This window comes from Brevibacterium sp. NPDC056726 (assembly GCF_042790515.1).
GTDB classification, from domain to species: domain Bacteria; phylum Actinomycetota; class Actinomycetes; order Actinomycetales; family Brevibacteriaceae; genus Brevibacterium; species Brevibacterium sanguinis.
Genome location: NZ_JBHTYZ010000004.1, coordinates 326,993 through 343,480, shown reverse-complemented (window position 1 = coordinate 343,480; position 16,488 = coordinate 326,993). Strand labels below are relative to the sequence as shown.

General features: G+C 69.1%; 14 protein-coding genes. 9 read left to right on the top strand and 5 right to left on the bottom strand.

Annotated features, from left to right (window positions below; translation table 11 throughout):
- The first annotated feature begins 9 nt into the window (after positions 1-9).
- The gene (gene nadE / locus ACFQ91_RS10515) at positions 10-846 is read left to right on the top strand and encodes an ammonia-dependent NAD(+) synthetase (RefSeq protein ID WP_198498932.1); all 837 of its coding nucleotides are present in this window, start codon (positions 10-12) and stop codon (positions 844-846) included.
- Positions 847-873: 27 nt separating this feature from the next.
- Here the strand turns inward: nadE and ACFQ91_RS10510 are convergent, their stop codons facing one another.
- Positions 874-1,569, bottom strand: coding sequence for a hypothetical protein (locus tag ACFQ91_RS10510; protein ID WP_198498931.1), 696 nt, complete (start codon positions 1,567-1,569; stop codon positions 874-876).
- A 106-nt stretch (positions 1,570-1,675) separates the two neighbouring features.
- Here ACFQ91_RS10510 and ACFQ91_RS10505 point away from each other — a divergent pair, with 106 nt between their 5' ends.
- The 5 genes from ACFQ91_RS10505 to holA all read left to right on the top strand — a co-directional run bounded on the left by ACFQ91_RS10505 (position 1,676) and on the right by holA (position 9,003).
- Positions 1,676-2,983: a UDP-glucose/GDP-mannose dehydrogenase family protein gene (locus ACFQ91_RS10505; RefSeq protein ID WP_198498930.1), complete on the top strand. Its 1,308-nt coding sequence runs from the start codon at positions 1,676-1,678 to the stop codon at positions 2,981-2,983.
- A complete protein-coding gene (locus ACFQ91_RS10500; RefSeq protein WP_198498929.1) occupies positions 2,980-3,855 on the top strand; it encodes a DegV family protein in 876 nt (291 codons plus the stop codon). The genes ACFQ91_RS10505 and ACFQ91_RS10500 overlap by 4 nt, the downstream gene beginning before the upstream one ends.
- A gap of 680 nt (positions 3,856-4,535) precedes the next feature.
- Positions 4,536-5,399 carry a ComEA family DNA-binding protein gene (locus ACFQ91_RS10495; RefSeq protein ID WP_198498928.1) on the top strand — a complete coding sequence of 288 codons (864 nt, stop codon included), beginning with the start codon at positions 4,536-4,538 and terminating at the stop codon, positions 5,397-5,399.
- A gap of 196 nt (positions 5,400-5,595) precedes the next feature.
- Positions 5,596-8,010, top strand: a complete 2,415-nt coding sequence (locus tag ACFQ91_RS10490; protein WP_198498927.1) for a ComEC/Rec2 family competence protein — start codon at positions 5,596-5,598, stop codon at positions 8,008-8,010.
- Between the two features lie 9 nt (positions 8,011-8,019).
- The gene (gene holA, locus ACFQ91_RS10485; protein WP_198498926.1) at positions 8,020-9,003 is read left to right on the top strand and encodes a DNA polymerase III subunit delta; all 984 of its coding nucleotides are present in this window, start codon (positions 8,020-8,022) and stop codon (positions 9,001-9,003) included.
- A 194-nt stretch (positions 9,004-9,197) separates the two neighbouring features.
- On the opposite strand, the gene rpsT is transcribed toward holA, so the two are convergent.
- From rpsT to ACFQ91_RS10470, 3 genes are all read right to left on the bottom strand, one after another.
- Complete coding sequence (rpsT, locus tag ACFQ91_RS10480; protein WP_137823915.1) at positions 9,198-9,458, bottom strand: 30S ribosomal protein S20; 261 nt, start codon at positions 9,456-9,458, stop codon at positions 9,198-9,200.
- A 175-nt stretch (positions 9,459-9,633) separates the two neighbouring features.
- Positions 9,634-10,242, bottom strand: coding sequence for a type II toxin-antitoxin system PemK/MazF family toxin (locus ACFQ91_RS10475; protein ID WP_198498925.1), 609 nt, complete (start codon positions 10,240-10,242; stop codon positions 9,634-9,636).
- A gap of 165 nt (positions 10,243-10,407) precedes the next feature.
- The gene (locus tag ACFQ91_RS10470) at positions 10,408-11,187 is read right to left on the bottom strand and encodes an endonuclease/exonuclease/phosphatase family protein (protein WP_198498924.1); all 780 of its coding nucleotides are present in this window, start codon (positions 11,185-11,187) and stop codon (positions 10,408-10,410) included.
- 232 nt (positions 11,188-11,419) lie between these two features.
- Here ACFQ91_RS10470 and lepA point away from each other — a divergent pair, with 232 nt between their 5' ends.
- From lepA to ACFQ91_RS10455, 3 genes are all read left to right on the top strand, one after another.
- Positions 11,420-13,288 carry a translation elongation factor 4 gene (gene lepA / locus ACFQ91_RS10465; RefSeq protein WP_232623613.1) on the top strand — a complete coding sequence of 623 codons (1,869 nt, stop codon included), beginning with the start codon at positions 11,420-11,422 and terminating at the stop codon, positions 13,286-13,288.
- The gene (hemW, locus tag ACFQ91_RS10460; RefSeq protein ID WP_198498923.1) at positions 13,289-14,518 is read left to right on the top strand and encodes a radical SAM family heme chaperone HemW; all 1,230 of its coding nucleotides are present in this window, start codon (positions 13,289-13,291) and stop codon (positions 14,516-14,518) included. It abuts the gene before it with no gap.
- Positions 14,519-15,105: 587 nt separating this feature from the next.
- Positions 15,106-15,558: a hypothetical protein gene (locus ACFQ91_RS10455; RefSeq protein WP_376870899.1), complete on the top strand. Its 453-nt coding sequence runs from the start codon at positions 15,106-15,108 to the stop codon at positions 15,556-15,558.
- Between the two features lie 102 nt (positions 15,559-15,660).
- On the opposite strand, the gene ACFQ91_RS10450 is transcribed toward ACFQ91_RS10455, so the two are convergent.
- Complete coding sequence (locus ACFQ91_RS10450; protein ID WP_198498921.1) at positions 15,661-16,383, bottom strand: DUF4870 domain-containing protein; 723 nt, start codon at positions 16,381-16,383, stop codon at positions 15,661-15,663.
- Positions 16,384-16,488: the final 105 nt, after the last annotated feature.

Here is a 16,488-nt window from a genome sequence, read left to right as displayed (position 1 = left end):
CTGACTCCCATGAGCTCCATCGCCGCCGTCCAGGATGAGATCCGCACTGCGCTCGGTGTGCGTCCGCAGATCGATCCCGCCACCGAGGTGATCCGCCGTGTCGAATTCCTCGTCGACTACGTGCTCACCACCGGGGTGCGCGGGCTGGTCCTCGGCATCAGCGGGGGACAGGACTCGACCCTGGCCGGCCGGCTCTGCCAGCTGGCCGTCGAGACCCTGCGGCGGCGCGGGGAGAAGGCCGAGTTCTACGCGGTGCGCCTGCCCTACCACGTCCAGGCCGACGAATCCGATGCGCAGGACGCGCTGAAGTTCATTGCCGCCGACCACGAGATCGTCTTCAACATCGGCGCGGCCACGGACGCCGCCGCCGAGGAGTACCGCGAGGCGATGGGCGAGCCGATCTCCGACTTCGGCAAGGGCAACGTCAAGGCGCGCATGCGGATGACCGCGCAGTTCGAGATCGCCGGGGAGAAGCGCCTCCTCGTCGTCGGCACCGATCATGCCGCCGAGGCGGTCACCGGCTTCTTCACGAAGTTCGGCGACGGCGCTGCCGACGTCATCCCGCTGTCGGGACTGAGCAAGCGGCAGGGACGGGAACTGCTGCGCCACCTCGGCGCGCCGGAGCACCTGACGACGAAGACCCCGACCGCGGACCTCCTCGACGACGACCCGGGTCAGACCGACGAATCGTCGCTGGGGCTGACGTACGAGCAGATCGACGACTTCCTCGAGGGCAACGAGATCGACGCCGAGGCGGCCCAGCGGCTCATCGACCGCTACCGGGCGACCGAGCACAAGCGCCGCACCCCGGTGACCCCGACCGACAACTGGTGGATCCGGCACTGACGGGGTGGCGCGCCGCGCGCGCGTGCCTCAGGCGGTGAGTCCGAGCTCGAGCGCGGTCTGCTTGAACTCCCAGCGGGCGGTGATGAACGTGTCGCCGAGGCTCTCCCCGCGGCTGCGCGCCTCCGTGTACTCACGCCACCCGCCCTTGCGCGAGTCGCCGGGGGTGATCTCCCGCTTCGTCTCGTCGTCGGCGACGACGCGGGTCTCCTCGTTCACCCAGATCGACAGCGCCTCGGCGGCGCGGTAGAGGTTCATGAACGCGGTGTGGGAGCGCGGGTTGTCGAAGCTCGACTTCGCGAACTCCTCCCGGAAGGTGTGGAGCGGGGCGAGCTCGTCGACGGCGAGGGTGCCGAACGTCGCATCGAGGCGCAGGGACTGGATGAGGCCGTCGGAGTCGGGGATGAGAGTCAGGATCCGCTGCGCCCGCGTCTCGTCGGGGATCTGCGCGACCTCCTCGGCGACGGGGGTCAGGCCCACCGCATCCATCCGCCCGCGTTCGGTCGCGAGGCTGCCGCGCAGGGCATCGATCTGGGTCTGGGAGCGCCGCCATTCGCCGTGGAAGATCAGCAGGGCGGCAGCGGCACCGAGGCAGAGCACGATCCCGATGAGCCACGCGAACGGGTGGAGGGCGGGGATGGCGAAGAGCACGATGCCGACGACGATGAGGACGGCGAGAACCACCGCGGCGGTCGAGTTGGTGAGGAAATCCAGGAAACGCTTCACACGGACAAGACTACTGTTTCCGGCTCCGTAAATCGTGTAGGCAATCGTGCATGCAGGTGGCATATAGTGTGCGTGAAAATGCTCGGACGAAACGAGGTAGTGCCAGGTGTTGATTTCGGTCATCGGTTGTGGGTATCTGGGAGCCGTGCATGCGGCGGCCATGGCGTCGCTGGGTCACGAGGTCGTCGGCGTCGACGTCGACGAGGCGAAGATCGCGGCTCTGCGTGAGGGACGCCCGCCGTTCTTCGAACCGGGACTCGCCGACCTCCTCGTCGAGGGGCAGGAGAAGGGCGGCCTCGACTTCACGACGGATGTCTCCCGGGCCGCCGAGGCGAGCGTCCACTTCGTGTGCGTGGGCACCCCGCAGCGGCGCGGGGAGTTCGCCGCCGACGTCACGTACGTCGATGCTGCCGTCGACTCGCTCCTGCCGCATCTGGCGCCCGGCGCGGTGGTCGTCGGGAAGTCGACGGTGCCGGTGGGCACGGCGGCCCGGTTGGCCGCCCTCGTCGAACCGGCCGGGGGGATGCTCATGTGGAATCCCGAGTTCCTCCGTGAGGGACACGCCGTCGAGGACACCCTCCACCCCAACCGTCTCGTCTACGGGGTCGCCGAGGGCGAGGCCGGGGTCGCGGCGACCGCGGCCCTCGACGAGGTCTACGCGCCGATGCTCTCCGCCGACACGCCGCGGCTCGTCGCCGACTTCGCGACCGCCGAGCTCGTGAAGACCGCGGCGAACTCGTTCCTCGCGACGAAGATCTCCTTCATCAACGCGATGGCCGAGCTCTGTGAGGCCTCCGGGGCCGATGTCACGCTGCTCGCGGATGCGATCGGGATGGACGATCGGATCGGGCGGAAGTTCCTCAACGCCGGGCTCGGGTTCGGCGGGGGATGTCTGCCCAAGGACATCCGGGCGTTCATGGCCCGGGCCGGGGAGCTCGGGGCCGATCAGGCGGTGGCGTTCCTCAAGGAGATCGACTCGATCAACATGCGCCGGCGGGTGCGGATGGTCGACATCGCCCGGGATGCGCTCGGCGGGTCGTTCATCGGCAAGCGGGTGACGATCCTGGGGGCTGCGTTCAAACCCGACAGCGATGATGTCCGCGACTCCCCGGCGCTGGCGGTGGCCCGGCTCATCGGCACGCAGGGCGGGGTCGTCACGGTCACCGACCCGGAGGCCGTGGCGAATGCGTCCCGCGCGTTTCCCGAGCTCAGCTTCGTCACCGACACCACAGAGGCGCTGACCGGGGCGGATGCGGTGCTGCTGCTGACCGAGTGGCAGGAGTACCGGGACCTCGACCCGGAGGTCGTGGGCGGTCTCGTGGCCGGGCGGGTGCTCGTCGACGGGCGCAATGTGCTCGACCCGCACACGTGGCGGTCGGCGGGGTGGACGTATCGGGCGCTGGGCCGGCCATGAGGATCGGTCTCGTCACCGATTCGACCGCCCAGCTCCATGACGCCGAGGCGGCCCGGCTGCGCGAGACCACCGGCGGACTCTTCGCGGTCGTCCCCCTCACCGTGCTCATCGACGGGGTCGCCTACATCGACGGGGAGCTCGATCCGGACCGGTTGTGTGCGGCGATGGACGCCGGCTCCGAGGTGAGCACCTCGATGGCCACACCGGCTCGGTTCGCCGCCGCGTACGCCGATCTCATCGACCACGGCGCCGAGGCGATCATCGTCGTCACGATGTCCGGGGAGCTCTCGGGCACCCGCGATTCGGCCGTCACCGCGGCGACCGACCAGCCGGTGCTCATCGACGTCGTCGACTCGCGCACCACCTCGGCGGGACTCGCCGGGGCCGTCGCGGTCGCCGCTGCCGGGATCGGGCGCGGCGAGGACGTCGCATCGATCGCCGGCACCGTGGCCGACTGGTGTGCGGGGGAGACGATGACCGTCTTCGCTCCGCAGAACCTCGAACACCTGCGCCGAGGCGGTCGCATCGGGGCCGCGTCCTCGCTGCTCGGGCGCGCGCTGCAGATCGTGCCGGTGCTCGGGCTCGGGGCCGGAGTCGTCACCCCGGTCGCCCGGGTGCGCACCCGGGCGAAGGCGCTCGAGCGGATGAGCGTCATCGCCGGGGAGACGGCGGAGAGCCTCGGCGGGGGAGACCGGCCCCTGCAGGTCGAGATCCAGCACGCCGACGGCAGCCCCGACGCCCCCGACGTCGTCACCCTCACCGAGAAGCTCGTCGATCGGGGCCTGACGCCGACGTTCCGCACGCTCTCGCCGATCATCACCGCCCACGTCGGCCCCGGCGCCCTCGGCATCACGGTCCAGACCACCCCGTAGTCGGGGTGGCCGGGCGCCTGCTGGTCGGGGTGCGGCTGGCCTCGTGCGGCAGGCCGGTCTGGACTGCTCGCACGGTCGGTTGCGGCTCTGTTGGGGCCGGAGGGCTCAGGTAATGACGTGGGCCCTGGAAACCCAGGTGAGCCGGAAGACCAGTGTGCGCCAGTTGAGTCTGAGATGGACAAGGCAGCCTTGGCCATCTCAGAGCAGACTGGCGCAAAGTCGCGTCGAGCGCCGACGTGAGGTGTCGGACCGCGACTTCCCGCGCAGGACAAGCCGTTGCTCAACCGCCCTACCCCCGCCCGCCGAAAGCACTGGTGTCCCTCGCGGCCTGGTGGCTGCGGCACTGTTGGGGCCGGAGGGCTCAGGCAATGACGTGAGCCCTCGAAACCCAAGTGAGCCGGAAGGCCAGTGTGCGCCAGTTGAGTCTGAGATGGCCAAGGCTGCCTAGGCCATCTCAGAGCAGACTGGCGCAAAGTCGTGTCGGGCGTCCGCGTGAGGTGTCTGACCGCGGCTTCCCCGCACCGTCGCCGGACAATTCCCAGCCCGCCACGGACTCGGGTGCGGCCGGGTGTGGATGACGCGGCGACTCGTGTGCTGAGAGCCTGTGGACGCTCGCGCACTGTCCACAGGGCCGGCCGAATGCGTGGAGCCCGTGGCCGTGCCCGTCGTAGCGTGCGCGCATGGCTGTGTCCCCCGATGACAGGTTCGCCGGCCTCGTCAACGCGAGCGCCGAACGCGGCGGATGGGTTCCCGGCGACATCTACACCGCCGGCACCGAGGGCGAGGAGGAACCAGTCCCGCCGCGTCGCGTCCGCCTGCCCATACTCATCGCCCTCGCCGTGGCGACGACCGCCGTGCTCGTCCTGGCGTTCTACGTGTTCCGGCCGACGCAGACGCAGAGCCCGTCCGATCCGACCGCAGGAGGTGTCGTGTCGGAAGGATCATCCGCCGAGGCGGCCGACAGTCAAGGCGGCAGCGGAGAACCCGGGTCGGCTGAGGACAGCGCTGGACCCGGTGATCAGCCGGCGAACCAGCAGGTCGTCGCCCATGTCACGGGCGAAGTCGCCAACCCGTCCGTCGTCACGCTGCCCGGCGGCTCACGGGTCAGCGACGCCGTCGAGGCGGCTGGGGGACTGACCGGCGACGCCGACGCGGAAGCGGTCAACCTCGCCCGGCTCGTCGCCGACGGCGAGCAGATCCGCATCCCGGCAGTCGGCGAGACACCCGCTGGTCAGGCCCCGGGCGGACAGCCGCCGGGCCCTGCACCGGACGGCCAGTCCCCAGGAGGCCAGGGGCCTGGTGCGCCCACCGCCCCAGCACCTCCCGGCAGCGGGCCGGGTGCGGTGCCCGGTGGGAAGATCGACCTGAATACGGCGGACTCGGCGACCCTGGAGACCCTGCCCGGGGTCGGCCCCGTCACCGCCCAGGCGATCATCGCCCACCGCGAACAGACCCCGTTCACGAGTATCGAGGACCTCCTCCTCGTCAAGGGCATCGGCCCGAAGACCTTCGAGAGTCTCAAGGACCTTGTCACCGTCGGATGAGGAGGCCGCCGGAGCCGAGCGACCACAGCCCGGGCCGCAGACCCGGTGGGGAATCAGGCCGCGGACTGGACCGGAGCCTCGAACACACACTGCGCCGCACACCCGACGACAACCTCGGCCGCGGAGACGCGCCGCGGCGCGGCAGCGACGCGCGGCTGGGCCCCAGAAGCCTGGGCCCCAGCAGGCGGCGGACTGGGTGCGCAGGCAGACTCGCGCAGGCTGGCAGTGGGCGCGGACGACGGCCACGCTGTGGCCGTCATCGGTGCGCTTAGTCCTCTGCGCCGGCGGGCTCTGGGTACTCGCCCTCCTCGCACCTGGCCCCTGGGCGCTCGTGGGCGTCCCGGTCCTCATCGGACTCGGCTTCGTCGTCGTCCATCGCCGCCGGTTCCACCACCTCGGCGTCGGACTCGTCGTCTTCGCGTGCCTCGCCGCAGTCCAGATCTGCGTGCTCACTTCCGCGCGCGGTCCTGTGGAGAACACGGAGACGAACGGGATCGTCGTCGGGGCCTCGACGCCGGGTCCGTCGGGCTGGTCACGCCTCACTCTGCTCACCGGCGGTGGCTTCACCGAGGTGCTCGCCCCCGCCGTCCCGCCCGCCGGTGCGCACGTCGAGATGCGCACCGAGCGCCTCGACGACATCCGCATCACCCGAGACGAACCCCGCGTGACGCGCGCACCGAACGCCGTGTGGAGGTGGCGGGCGGAGGTGCGCGCGACCCTGCGCGAGAACTCGCTCGCCGCAGGCACCAGCGGCGGTGCGCTGCTGCCCGGCCTCGTCGTCGGGGACACTGAGCCGCAGGATGCGCAGATGACCGATGACATGCGCGTCGTCTCCCTCACCCATCTGTCCGCGGTGTCGGGGACGAACGTGACGATCGTCAGCCTCGGCGCCGGCCTTCTCGCGGGGGCATGCCGAGCGGGTCCGCGGACCCGCGCCGCCGTCGGCGTGCTCACCTGCCTCGGCTACGTCTTCGTCGTCGGCTTCGAACCGAGCGCGATCCGCGCCGCCGGCATGGCAGTCGCCGTCGCCCTCGTCTTCCTCCGCGGCGGCGGGATCGCCCCGGTCGCCGTCATCGCGGCCACGGTCGCGCTCCTCCTCACCGGTGTGCCGGTGCTCGCCACCTCGGTGGGATTCGTCCTCTCGGTCATCTCGACGACGGTCATCATGTTCGTCGTCCCGCTCCTGCTGCGCAGACTCCTCGTCCGCTTTCCGCTCGCCCCGTCCGTGCTCGTCAGCGCGCTCGTCGTCCCGCTCGTCGCGCAGCTCGCGTGCACCCCGGTGCTCGTCGCCATCGATCCGCGCCTGGGCGGCTGGTCGGTGGTCGCGAACGCGCTGGCCTCTCCGGCCGTCCTCCCGGCGACGATCGCCGGGTTCGTGTCCCTGGTGACCGGCGGGATCGGCCTGCCCGGACTGCCGTGGATCGCCGAGTTCACTGCCTGGCTCGGTTCGCTGTGCGCCTGGTGGATCGTCGCCGTCGCGCGGGTCTGCGCCCGCTTGCCCGGGGCATCGCTCGCGTGGCCGGATCCACCGGTGGGGTCGCTGGTCGCCCTTGCGGTGCTCGCGCTCTTCACCGTCGGCGTCGTCCTGCTCATCCGCAAACGGCTCTGGGGCGCGCCGGTCGTCGTCCTCGCGATCGCTTTCGGGGCGGCGGTCGTCGTCGTGGGCAGTCCGCGTCCGCCTGCCCGGGATTGGCTCGTCCTCGTGTGCGACGTCGGACAGGGGTCGGCGACGGTGGTCAACCTCGGCGACGGTCGGGGCCTCGTCATCGATGCGGGGAAGGAGCCGGGGCCGATCGATGCGTGCCTCGACGACAGCGGGATCGCTGAGGTCGACCTCGCGATCTCCCATTTCGACGCCGACCACAGCGGCGGGGCGGCCGGCACCGCGTGGTCGCGGACGGTGGGTCAGGTGTGGGTGTCAGCCAACGTCATCGGCAGTCCCGACGTCGCGCAGCTCGTCCGGGACACCGGCGCCGAGGTGGTTCCCCTCGACCGCGGACGTCGCCTCGACATCGACGGAGTGGCCATCGAGGTGCTCTGGCCGCCCGGTGGGGGCACGGGCGTGCCGCCCAGCGGAAGGACGTCGGTCCCGCCTGCTGGGGCCGGCCCACCTGTTGAGGGCAGAGGCGGAACCGAGGGAGACGACGCGGGCGGGACCGGGCAGGGCAACGGCCGGTCCGAGTCCGGGCAGGGCAGCGGCGGGTCCGAGTCCGGGACGGCCGCGCGCAATGAGGACTCCCTCGTCTTCCGCATCGACGTCGGCGGGCTCACCGTCCTCATCCCCGGTGATGTCGGCGAGGAGGAGCAGTTCGTCCTCGCGCAGAGCCTGACGCCCACCGACGTGCTGCTCGCCCCGCACCACGGGTCCTCGGATCTCTCCGTCGACTTCTATCGGGCGGCTCGCGCGCAGCTCGGCATCGTCTCCGTGGGGGAGAACCGCTACGGACACCCGACTGACCGGTCTCTCCAAGCGTTCGGGCCGGTCAGGGTGCTGCGCACCGACGAGTGCGGGACGATTGCCCTCTACTCCGGGCCCCGCTTCAGCACGGCGCGCGGCTGCGTCAGTGCCGGCGGCGAGGACGACGACGGTCGTGTCCCGGGCGGACGATAGGCTGGGGGCATGGCAGCGAAGAAGACACTGATCCCCTGGAGTTCGGCGAAGCCCGCGCCCGTCGTCATGATCTCCGGCGGCGAATCGGTGCTCGTGCGGATGGCCAAGGATCGGATCGTCTCCGCGGCCCGGAAGAAGGACCCCGAGGAGGTCGAGTTCGACGCCGCCGCGTACCAGGGCGGAGAACTCGAGATGGCGGCCTCGCCGTCGCTGTTCTCGAGTGCGAAGCTCATTGTCGTCGACGCCGTCGAGAAGTGCTCCGAACCGTTTCTCGAGGACGCGGTGTCCTATCTCGACGAACCGAACGACGACGCCGTCGTCCTCTTGCTCCATGGCGGAGGCAACCGCGGTGCGAAGCTCGTGAAGAAGATCGACGCGGCCGGATTTCCGCGCATCGATGCCGCCGTGCTGAAGAACGAGAGCGACCGGGCGAAGTTCGCCCAGGCGCGCTTCAAGTCGGCGAAGCGGCAGATCGACGAATCCGGGATGGAAGCGCTCATGTCCGCCCTCGGTGCCGACCTCTCGGAGCTCAACGCCGGCGTCGACCAGCTCATCGAGGACACGGAGGGCACGATCACCAGCGCCGTCGTCGATCGCTACTACGGCGGCAGGGTCGAGGCGACCGGCTTCAAGGTCGCCGATGCCGCGGTCTCCGGCGATGCGAAGAGCGCGCTCAGCCTGCTCCGCCACGCGCTGTCGACGGGATCGGATCCGGTGCCGCTCGTGGCGGCCGTGGCGATGAAGCTGCGGGGCATGGCGAAGGTCCAGGGCTTCTCGGGATCGAGCGGCGAGCTCGCCGCCGAACTGAAGATGGCGCCCTGGCAGGTCGACCGGGCCCGGCGGGAGGTGCGGCGCTGGAACGAGGTCGCCCTCGGACAGTCCCTCATCGCGGCAGCCGAGGCGGACGAAGCCGTCAAAGGCGGCGGCCGCGACCCTGTCTACGCCGTCGAGACGTTCGTCTCCGAAGTGTGTCGGCTCGCCCGCGCCCGCTGAGCCCCCAGGCGGTGACCTGAGCGAACCCCGTCACGGTGTCCTGCGCGAACCCCGCTCCGGTGTCCTAGGCGAGTCCCCTTCCGGTGACCTGAGCGGACCTCGTCCCGGCGCCCGTTCCCGGACAAGCGAAGTTCCCGGGCAAGCGAAAGGGCCCGATCCGCAGTGCGGATCGGGCCCTTTCAGAAGCCATCAACTCAGAGAGCGTTGATCTGCTTGGCGAGCCTCGACTTGCGGTTCGCAGCGTTGTTCTTGTGCAGAACACCCTTCGACACAGCCTTGTCGAGCTTGCGGGCGGCCACAGCATAAGCCTGCTGTGCCTCGTCCTTGTTGCCGGCAGCAATGCTCTCACGGACGTCGCGAATGAGACCGCGGACCTCGGTGCGCACCGACTTGTTGCGCAGACGAGCCTTCTCGTTGGTCTTGATCCGCTTCATCTGGGACTTGATATTAGCCAATTTCAACACTCTTTCGTGTTCGTACTACATGGTCGTGAGGGCACATCCGCACGAGCGCGTCATCTCCGCGGGGAAACACCTCGATGACATCGTGTCGGACGGCATCTTCACCCGACCTCGGCGAGACACACGCCTTGATGAAGACACAAGCACATATCCTACCAGGCGACCGCCCTCAGTCGAATTCGGCGGCGACGAGGGCGAAGACCTCACGCGACATCACCGCGCCCTCCCGGCGGATGCCGTTCGGATCGAGGCGGATGATGCGGTCGAGGCGCACCTCCGAGGGCCGGCCCTGCGAGTCCCAGTCACCGCTGCCGATGTTCATCCACCGCGCACCGCCGTCCGAGCGCACCTCGCCGATCCCGCCGGGGATGCGATCCTTGCTCGTGAGCATGAGGACGAGCACCCACTGCCCGTCCTTGCCGATGACGAGCGAGGGCCGATCCTTGCCCTGCGAATGATCCTCCTCGAACGGCACCCAGCCCCACACGACCTCACCGGGATCGGCGTCGCCGTCGAGATCGGGGGAGTAGGAGACCGTGACCGGTCCGCGGTAGTCACCGGGATAGCCGCCGGTGCGTGCGTTCGTCGTCCGTGCCCCGCCCGGCGCCGAGGCGGTTCCCCCGCCCGGACGCGACTGGCCCTGCGAGGACGGCCGGGGAGCAGGCCGGCCACCGGACTGCCCGCCCTGTGACCGCTTGCTCTGCGACTCCTTGAGGTACTTCATGCCCTCGCGGACACCGATCTTCACGGCACGATTGACGATTGATCTCCAGCTCATGCCACCCAGCCTAGTGGACGGCCTTGACAGCACTCTGTCGCCGAACGACGGACCGGCTTCCGGCACCAGCTGCGGCCGGGTGACCCCCTGAACCGGCGTGACACCCCAGTCTTCGTGCCGGCACCGGCAAGCGTCCGGCGGCAACGGGAGTCCGCAGTCCGCGCCTCATGCCCGGACGTCGCCGGTCCAGCGCAGGGTCGCCTCGACGGGGAAATGATCGGACGGGTACGTGCCGTCGACGTTGAAGGTGTCGATGCGGGTGGCCACGGTCTCCAGCCCCGGCGTCGTGAGGATCCAGTCGATGCGCGGCTCCCCGGCCTTGGGTCCCTTGTAGCGGTGGAACGTGCCGATGTCCTCCCCGGGCACCGCAGCGGCGGTGTCCGTGAGGCCGAGGTCCGTGACGAAGTAGTCGTAGACGGGGGCTCCGGTGGCGACGTTGAAGTCACCGGTGACGACGCAGGGGACGGCCACCTCGGCGATGGTCTCCGCCATGATCTTCGCGGACTCGAGCCGCGCGCGTTCGGACTTGTGGTCGAGGTGGGTGTTGAGCAGCCGCAGCGCCCGGCCGGTCTCGAGGTCCTTGAAGTCGACCGTCGTCAGGGTGCGGGCATGCGAGACGCCCCACGACTCCGAGGCGACGGTGTCCGGGGTCTCCGACAGCCAGCTGATGTCGACGGTCTCGACCTCGAAGCGGGTGGAGTCGCAGATGATCGCCGTGAACTCTCCGGCATTGCCGCCCGAATGCCCCTCGCCGAGCCAGATGTACTCATCGGGGAGGAGTTCGATGAGGGTCTCGAGCTGGTCGAGCTCGCCCTCCTGGGTGCCGATGAGATGCGGATGGGCGGCGCGGATGAGCTCGGCGGCGACCGGCAGGCGCTCGGCGACGGGATGCCCGTCCATCGCCGGGTAGCGGAGATTGAAGCTCATAACGGTGAAGTCGCTCATGAGACCATCATCGCCGACGTCCGCGGCGAACGGAGGGAAATCCGCCGAGATTTCCCGGGCCCACCTCGGCGAACCGGGCGGGCCGACACCGGCGAACCGGGCAAGCTGAGCACGGCGAACTGGGCAATGCGACACCGGCGAACCGGGCAAGACTTCCCGCCTGCGCGGATTCCGGCCCGGGGACCAACTCGTGGAACAATGGAGGTTCGCACGAATTGAAGAAAGGGCGTTCATGTCACCTCAGGTGTCGCCACAAGCACTCCAGCGGATCACACCGTCCGCAACCTCACCCGAGTTGATCCGCAATTTCTGCATCATCGCCCACATCGACCACGGCAAGTCGACCCTGGCCGACCGGATGCTCCAGATCACCGGAGTCGTCCAGCCCCGCGACATGCGCGCGCAGTACCTCGACCGGATGGACATCGAACGCGAGCGCGGCATCACGATCAAATCGCAGGCCGTACGCATGCCCTGGGAGACCGAGGGCACCCCGTACGCGCTCAACATGATCGACACCCCCGGACACGTCGACTTCACGTACGAGGTCTCCCGGTCGCTGGCCGCCTGTGAGGGTGCGCTCCTCCTCGTCGACTCCGCGCAGGGCATCGAGGCCCAGACGCTCGCGAACCTCTACCTCGCGATGGAGAACGATCTCACGATCATCCCCGTCCTCAACAAGATCGACCTGCCCGCCGCGCAGCCGGACAAGTACGCCGAGGAGCTGGCGAACCTCATCGGCAGCGACCCGGCCGACGTCCTCCGCGTCTCCGGCAAGACCGGCGAAGGCGTCGAGGGCGTCCTCGACCGGATCATCACCGACATTCCCGCCCCCGTCGGCGACGCCGATGCTCCGGCCCGGGCGATGATCTTCGACTCCGTCTACGACACCTACCGCGGTGTCGTCACCTATGTCCGCGTCGTCGACGGCTCGCTCTCCCCGCGGGAGAAGGTGACGATGATGTCGACGGGCACGACCCACGAGCTCCTCGAGATCGGCGTGTCCTCCCCGGAGCCGATCGCGACGAAGGGACTCGGCGTCGGTGAGGTCGGCTACCTCATCACCGGCGTCAAGGACGTCCGCCAGTCGAAGGTCGGCGACACCGTGACCGCGACGAAGGCCCCCGCCGAGGCGCCCCTGGCCGGATACTCCGAACCCAAGCCGATGGTGTTCTCCGGTCTCTTCCCGATCGACGGCTCCGACTACCCGGCGCTGCGCGATGCCCTCGACAAGCTCAAGCTCAACGACGCCGCACTCGTCTACGAGCCCGAGACCTCGACCGCACTCGGCTTCGGCTTCCGCTGCGGGTTCCTCGGCCTGCTCCACCTCGAGATCGTTCGGGAGCGCCTCGAGCGCGAATTCGACCTCGACCTCATCTCGACCGCCCCGAGCGTGATCTACAACGTCACCCTCGAGGACCGTTCGGAGGTCGTCGTGACGAACCCGAGCGAGTTCCCGACCGGCAAGATCCGCGAGGTCCGCGAACCGATGGTGCGCGCGACCATCCTCACGCCGAGTGACTACATCGGCGCGGTCATGGAGCTGTGCCAGGATCGTCGCGGCAAGCTCCAGGGCATGGACTACCTGTCCTCGGACCGCGTGGAGATCCGCTACCGGCTGCCGCTGGCGGAGATCGTCTTCGACTTCTTCGACCAGCTCAAGTCCCGGACGAAGGGGTACGCCTCCCTCGACTACGCCGACGACGGTGAGGACGCAGCGGATCTCGTCAAGGTCGACATCCTCCTCCACGGCGACCAGGTCGACGCGTTCTCCGCGATCGTCCACCGCGACAAGGCCTACGGGTACGGGGTGCTCATGGCCGGCAAGCTGCGCGGACTCATTCCCCGCCAGCAGTTCGAGGTGCCGATCCAGGCCGCCATCGGCTCGCGCATCATCGCCCGCGAGACCATCCGCGCGATCCGCAAGGACGTGCTCTCGAAGTGCTACGGCGGCGACATCAGCCGCAAGCGCAAGCTGCTCGAGAAGCAGAAGGAGGGCAAGAAGCGGATGAAGATGGTCGGCAGCGTCGAGGTCCCGCAGGAGGCCTTCATCGCCGCCCTGTCCTCGGACGAGCCCGACAAGAAGGACGCCAAGAAGTAAGTGCCGGCACAACCGCTCGGTGAGATCCCGCCGCTCGACGGTTCCCTTCCCGCCTCGGCGGGGACCGGGACCGACACGCGGCTGAGCCTCTACGTCCACGTCCCGTACTGCCGGGTCCGGTGCGGGTACTGCGACTTCAACACCTACACCGCAGACGAGCTCGGACCGGGCGCGAACCGCGAGGACTACCGCGCGATGATCGCCCGTGAGCTCGATCTCTCGACCCGGGTCCTCGCCGAGGCGGGGGCCGGTGACCGTGAGGTCGGGACGATCTTCTTCGGCGGGGGCACCCCGACGCTCCTGCCCGCCGAGGTGCTCGCCGGGGTGATGGACGACATCCGCGCCCGCTACCGGCTGGCCCCCGACGTCGAGGTGACGACCGAGGCGAACCCCGACACGCTCGACCCCGGCTACATCGACACGCTCGCGACGGCCGGCTTCACCCGGATGTCGGTGGGCATGCAGTCGGCGGTGCCGCACGTGCTCGCCACGCTCGACCGCACGCATGATCCGAAGAAGATCCCCGAGGTCACCCGGTGGATCAAGGACGCGGACCTCGAACTCAGCCTCGACCTCATCTACGGCACTCCGGGCGAGTCGATCGCGGACTGGAGGACCTCCCTCGAGGCCGCGCTCGAGGGCGACGTCGACCACATCTCCGCGTACTCGCTCATCGTCGAACCCGGCACGAAGATGGGAGTGATGGTCCGTCGAGGGCAGCTGCCGATGCCCGACGAGGACGATCTCGCCGACAAGTACGAGATCGCCGATGCCGCCATGGCCTCCGCGGGCCTGAACTGGTACGAGGTGAGCAACTGGTCGACGTCGGAGGCGACCCGCTGCGACCACAACATGGCGTATTGGCGCAATGCCGACTGGTGGGGTTTCGGACCGGGGGCGCATTCGCACATCGGGGGAGTGCGGTTCTGGAACGCGAAGCACCCGCGAGCCTGGTCCGACCGGCTGCGCGCCGGTGACTCGCCGGCGATCGGCCGGGAAGTGCTCTCGGCGTCGACGCGGGAGATCGAACGGATCATGCTCGCCGCCCGCATCGACTCCGAGCTGCCGCTCGAAACGCTGGCCCCCGGCAGCGACGCCGCGATCAGGACCTTCGTCAAGCAGGGGCTTCTCGACGCCGAGGCGGTCGAGAGCGGCCGCTTCTCACCGACCCTGCAGGGCCGGCTCATGGCCGACTACATGGTCCGCGTCCTCACGGAGTTCGTGGACTGAGGCCGGCAAGGCAGGCTCGCGGTGCCGACGTCCTGCTACGCTGACTACAGATATGGTGGCATCCCTCGCGGAAGCTCATTGTCCCGCGGGCGTGCACTGGGGGAATCTCGCCGGGGAGGTGGCCGATGCCCAGTTCCGATCCGTACGAAGAGCCGTCTGGCCTGCCCCCGTTCCCACAGAGTGCCGAGCGCCCCTCGGATTCCCGATCCGAAGTGCAGCCCACACGGTCACCGGCGCCGCGAGTGGAGATCTCACGGTCCGGCGAGGGGGAGAATGAGCATCGCGACGACCGGCATCTCCCTCCGTCGCTCCCGCACCCACACTCTGCTCGGTCGCAGCGCCCGACTGTGGCACAGGGGATCGGTCGGGTGAGCGGCGACGTCAAGAACGTCGCGGTGCGTGCCACGGGCACAATGAGCCACTCAGCGCTGTGGACGAAGGGGCGCAGAGCTGCGGGACGTGCGTCGGCGACGGCTCTGTCCGGAGGCCGCGTGGCATGGGAGGCATCGACGGCGGCTGTCCACGCCTACACGACGGCGTCCTCCCTTCATGCAGATCGCACCGGTCGCAAGCGCCGACCGTGGGAAGTGCTCGCTGCAGCGATCCTCGGGTTGATCGCCCCGCTGTTCATTGCGCTGGCAGTCATCGTCATGGCCGTCACCGGTGGCAGGACGCTGAGAGCGGCGGGTTTCGCGCTGCGGCAGGTGGGCGGCAGCACCGGAGCAGAGGCGGTCACCGCCGTCGGTGACATGTCGACCGCCCTGGCCAATGCGCTTGTGGTGGTGGGCATCATCGTCGGGTTCATCGTCGTCGTGGCCTTCGTCGTCTATGCCTGGCGACTTCTCGTGGGGCGCGGCCGCGCGCGGTGGATCGCCCTCGCTGCACTCATCGTGTCTCTGTTCGTCCTCACACCGCTCAGCCCGATCCTCGTCACGGGTTTTCAGCTGTTCGGTGTCACCAGTCTCGTCTTCGCTTTTCTGCCGCGATCCTCGGCGTGGTTTGCCCACCGCCGGCGCGGCACGCGCTGGGCTGCGCGATGAACGACGACGGGCCGCCGTGCCTCAGCACGGCGGCCCGTCTCGGTTGACTGTCAGTGTCTGACTGTCAGTGTCGGAGTCGATCGGCTCGGGAGCCGGTCACTCTCACTTGACGAAGGGGATCGTCATCGGGATCTTGTAGCACTCGCCCTTGTTCGCGGCCATCGCGGCGATGATCTGGAAGACGATGGCACAGATCCAGACGGCGATGTAGAGGAAATAGCCGACGATGACGAACATGAGGAGTCCGCTGACGAAGTACGCGATGAGGATCGTGAGCTGGAAGTTCAGGGACTGACGAGCGGTCTCGCGGACGAAGGGGGACTCGTCCTTCTTCACGAGGAACATGATGAGCGGCAGCAGCCAGCCGAGGAAGATCGCTCCGACATCAGTCCACAGCGCCGTCGTCCGCTCGGACTCGTTGGCATTCCAGAAGCGCTCGGAGCCGGGTCCGTAGGCGGCCTCGGGGAGGTTGGCAGAATTGAACATCGCGGGATTGCCCTGCTGGATCCCGTAACCGGGCTGCTGCCCGCCGTAGCCCTGTCCGCTGTAGCCCTGCTGCGAACCGTACTGCTGCTGGCTGCCGTAGTTCTGGCCGCCATAGCTCTGCGGCTGGCTCCCGTACTGATTCTGCTGCGAGCCGTAGTTCTGCTGCGACCCGTACTGCTGTCCGCCGTTGTTCGGCTGCGACCCGTACTGGTTCTGCTGCGAGCCGTACTGGTTGGGCTGGCTGTAGGGCTGCTGGGGTCCCGACGCCTGGGAGTAGTCGGGCGGCATCGGGCGGGACTGGTGCTGATCGCCGTTCGGCGGCTGCGGGGAATTCGACATGACGGGTCCTTTCGAGAAGCTTCTGCCCCCTTACCCTAATCGACCTGCCTCGCCCGGACGTGGGAATGGTGTTCCAAATCCATCACAAACGCCCGCGCGGACGCT

Coding starts and splice junctions, on each gene's coding strand:
- nadE (WP_198498932.1), top strand. CDS start 10: ATGAGCTCCATCGCCGCCGTCCAGGATGAGATCCGCACTGCGCTCGGT.
- ACFQ91_RS10500 (WP_198498929.1), top strand. CDS start 2,980: ATGAGGATCGGTCTCGTCACCGATTCGACCGCCCAGCTCCATGACGCC.
- ACFQ91_RS10495 (WP_198498928.1), top strand. CDS start 4,536: ATGGCTGTGTCCCCCGATGACAGGTTCGCCGGCCTCGTCAACGCGAGC.
- holA (WP_198498926.1), top strand. CDS start 8,020: ATGGCAGCGAAGAAGACACTGATCCCCTGGAGTTCGGCGAAGCCCGCG.
- ACFQ91_RS10475 (WP_198498925.1), bottom strand. CDS start 10,242: ATGAGCTGGAGATCAATCGTCAATCGTGCCGTGAAGATCGGTGTCCGC.
- ACFQ91_RS10470 (WP_198498924.1), bottom strand. CDS start 11,187: ATGAGCGACTTCACCGTTATGAGCTTCAATCTCCGCTACCCGGCGATG.
- lepA (WP_232623613.1), top strand. CDS start 11,420: ATGTCACCTCAGGTGTCGCCACAAGCACTCCAGCGGATCACACCGTCC.
- ACFQ91_RS10450 (WP_198498921.1), bottom strand. CDS start 16,383: ATGTCGAATTCCCCGCAGCCGCCGAACGGCGATCAGCACCAGTCCCGC.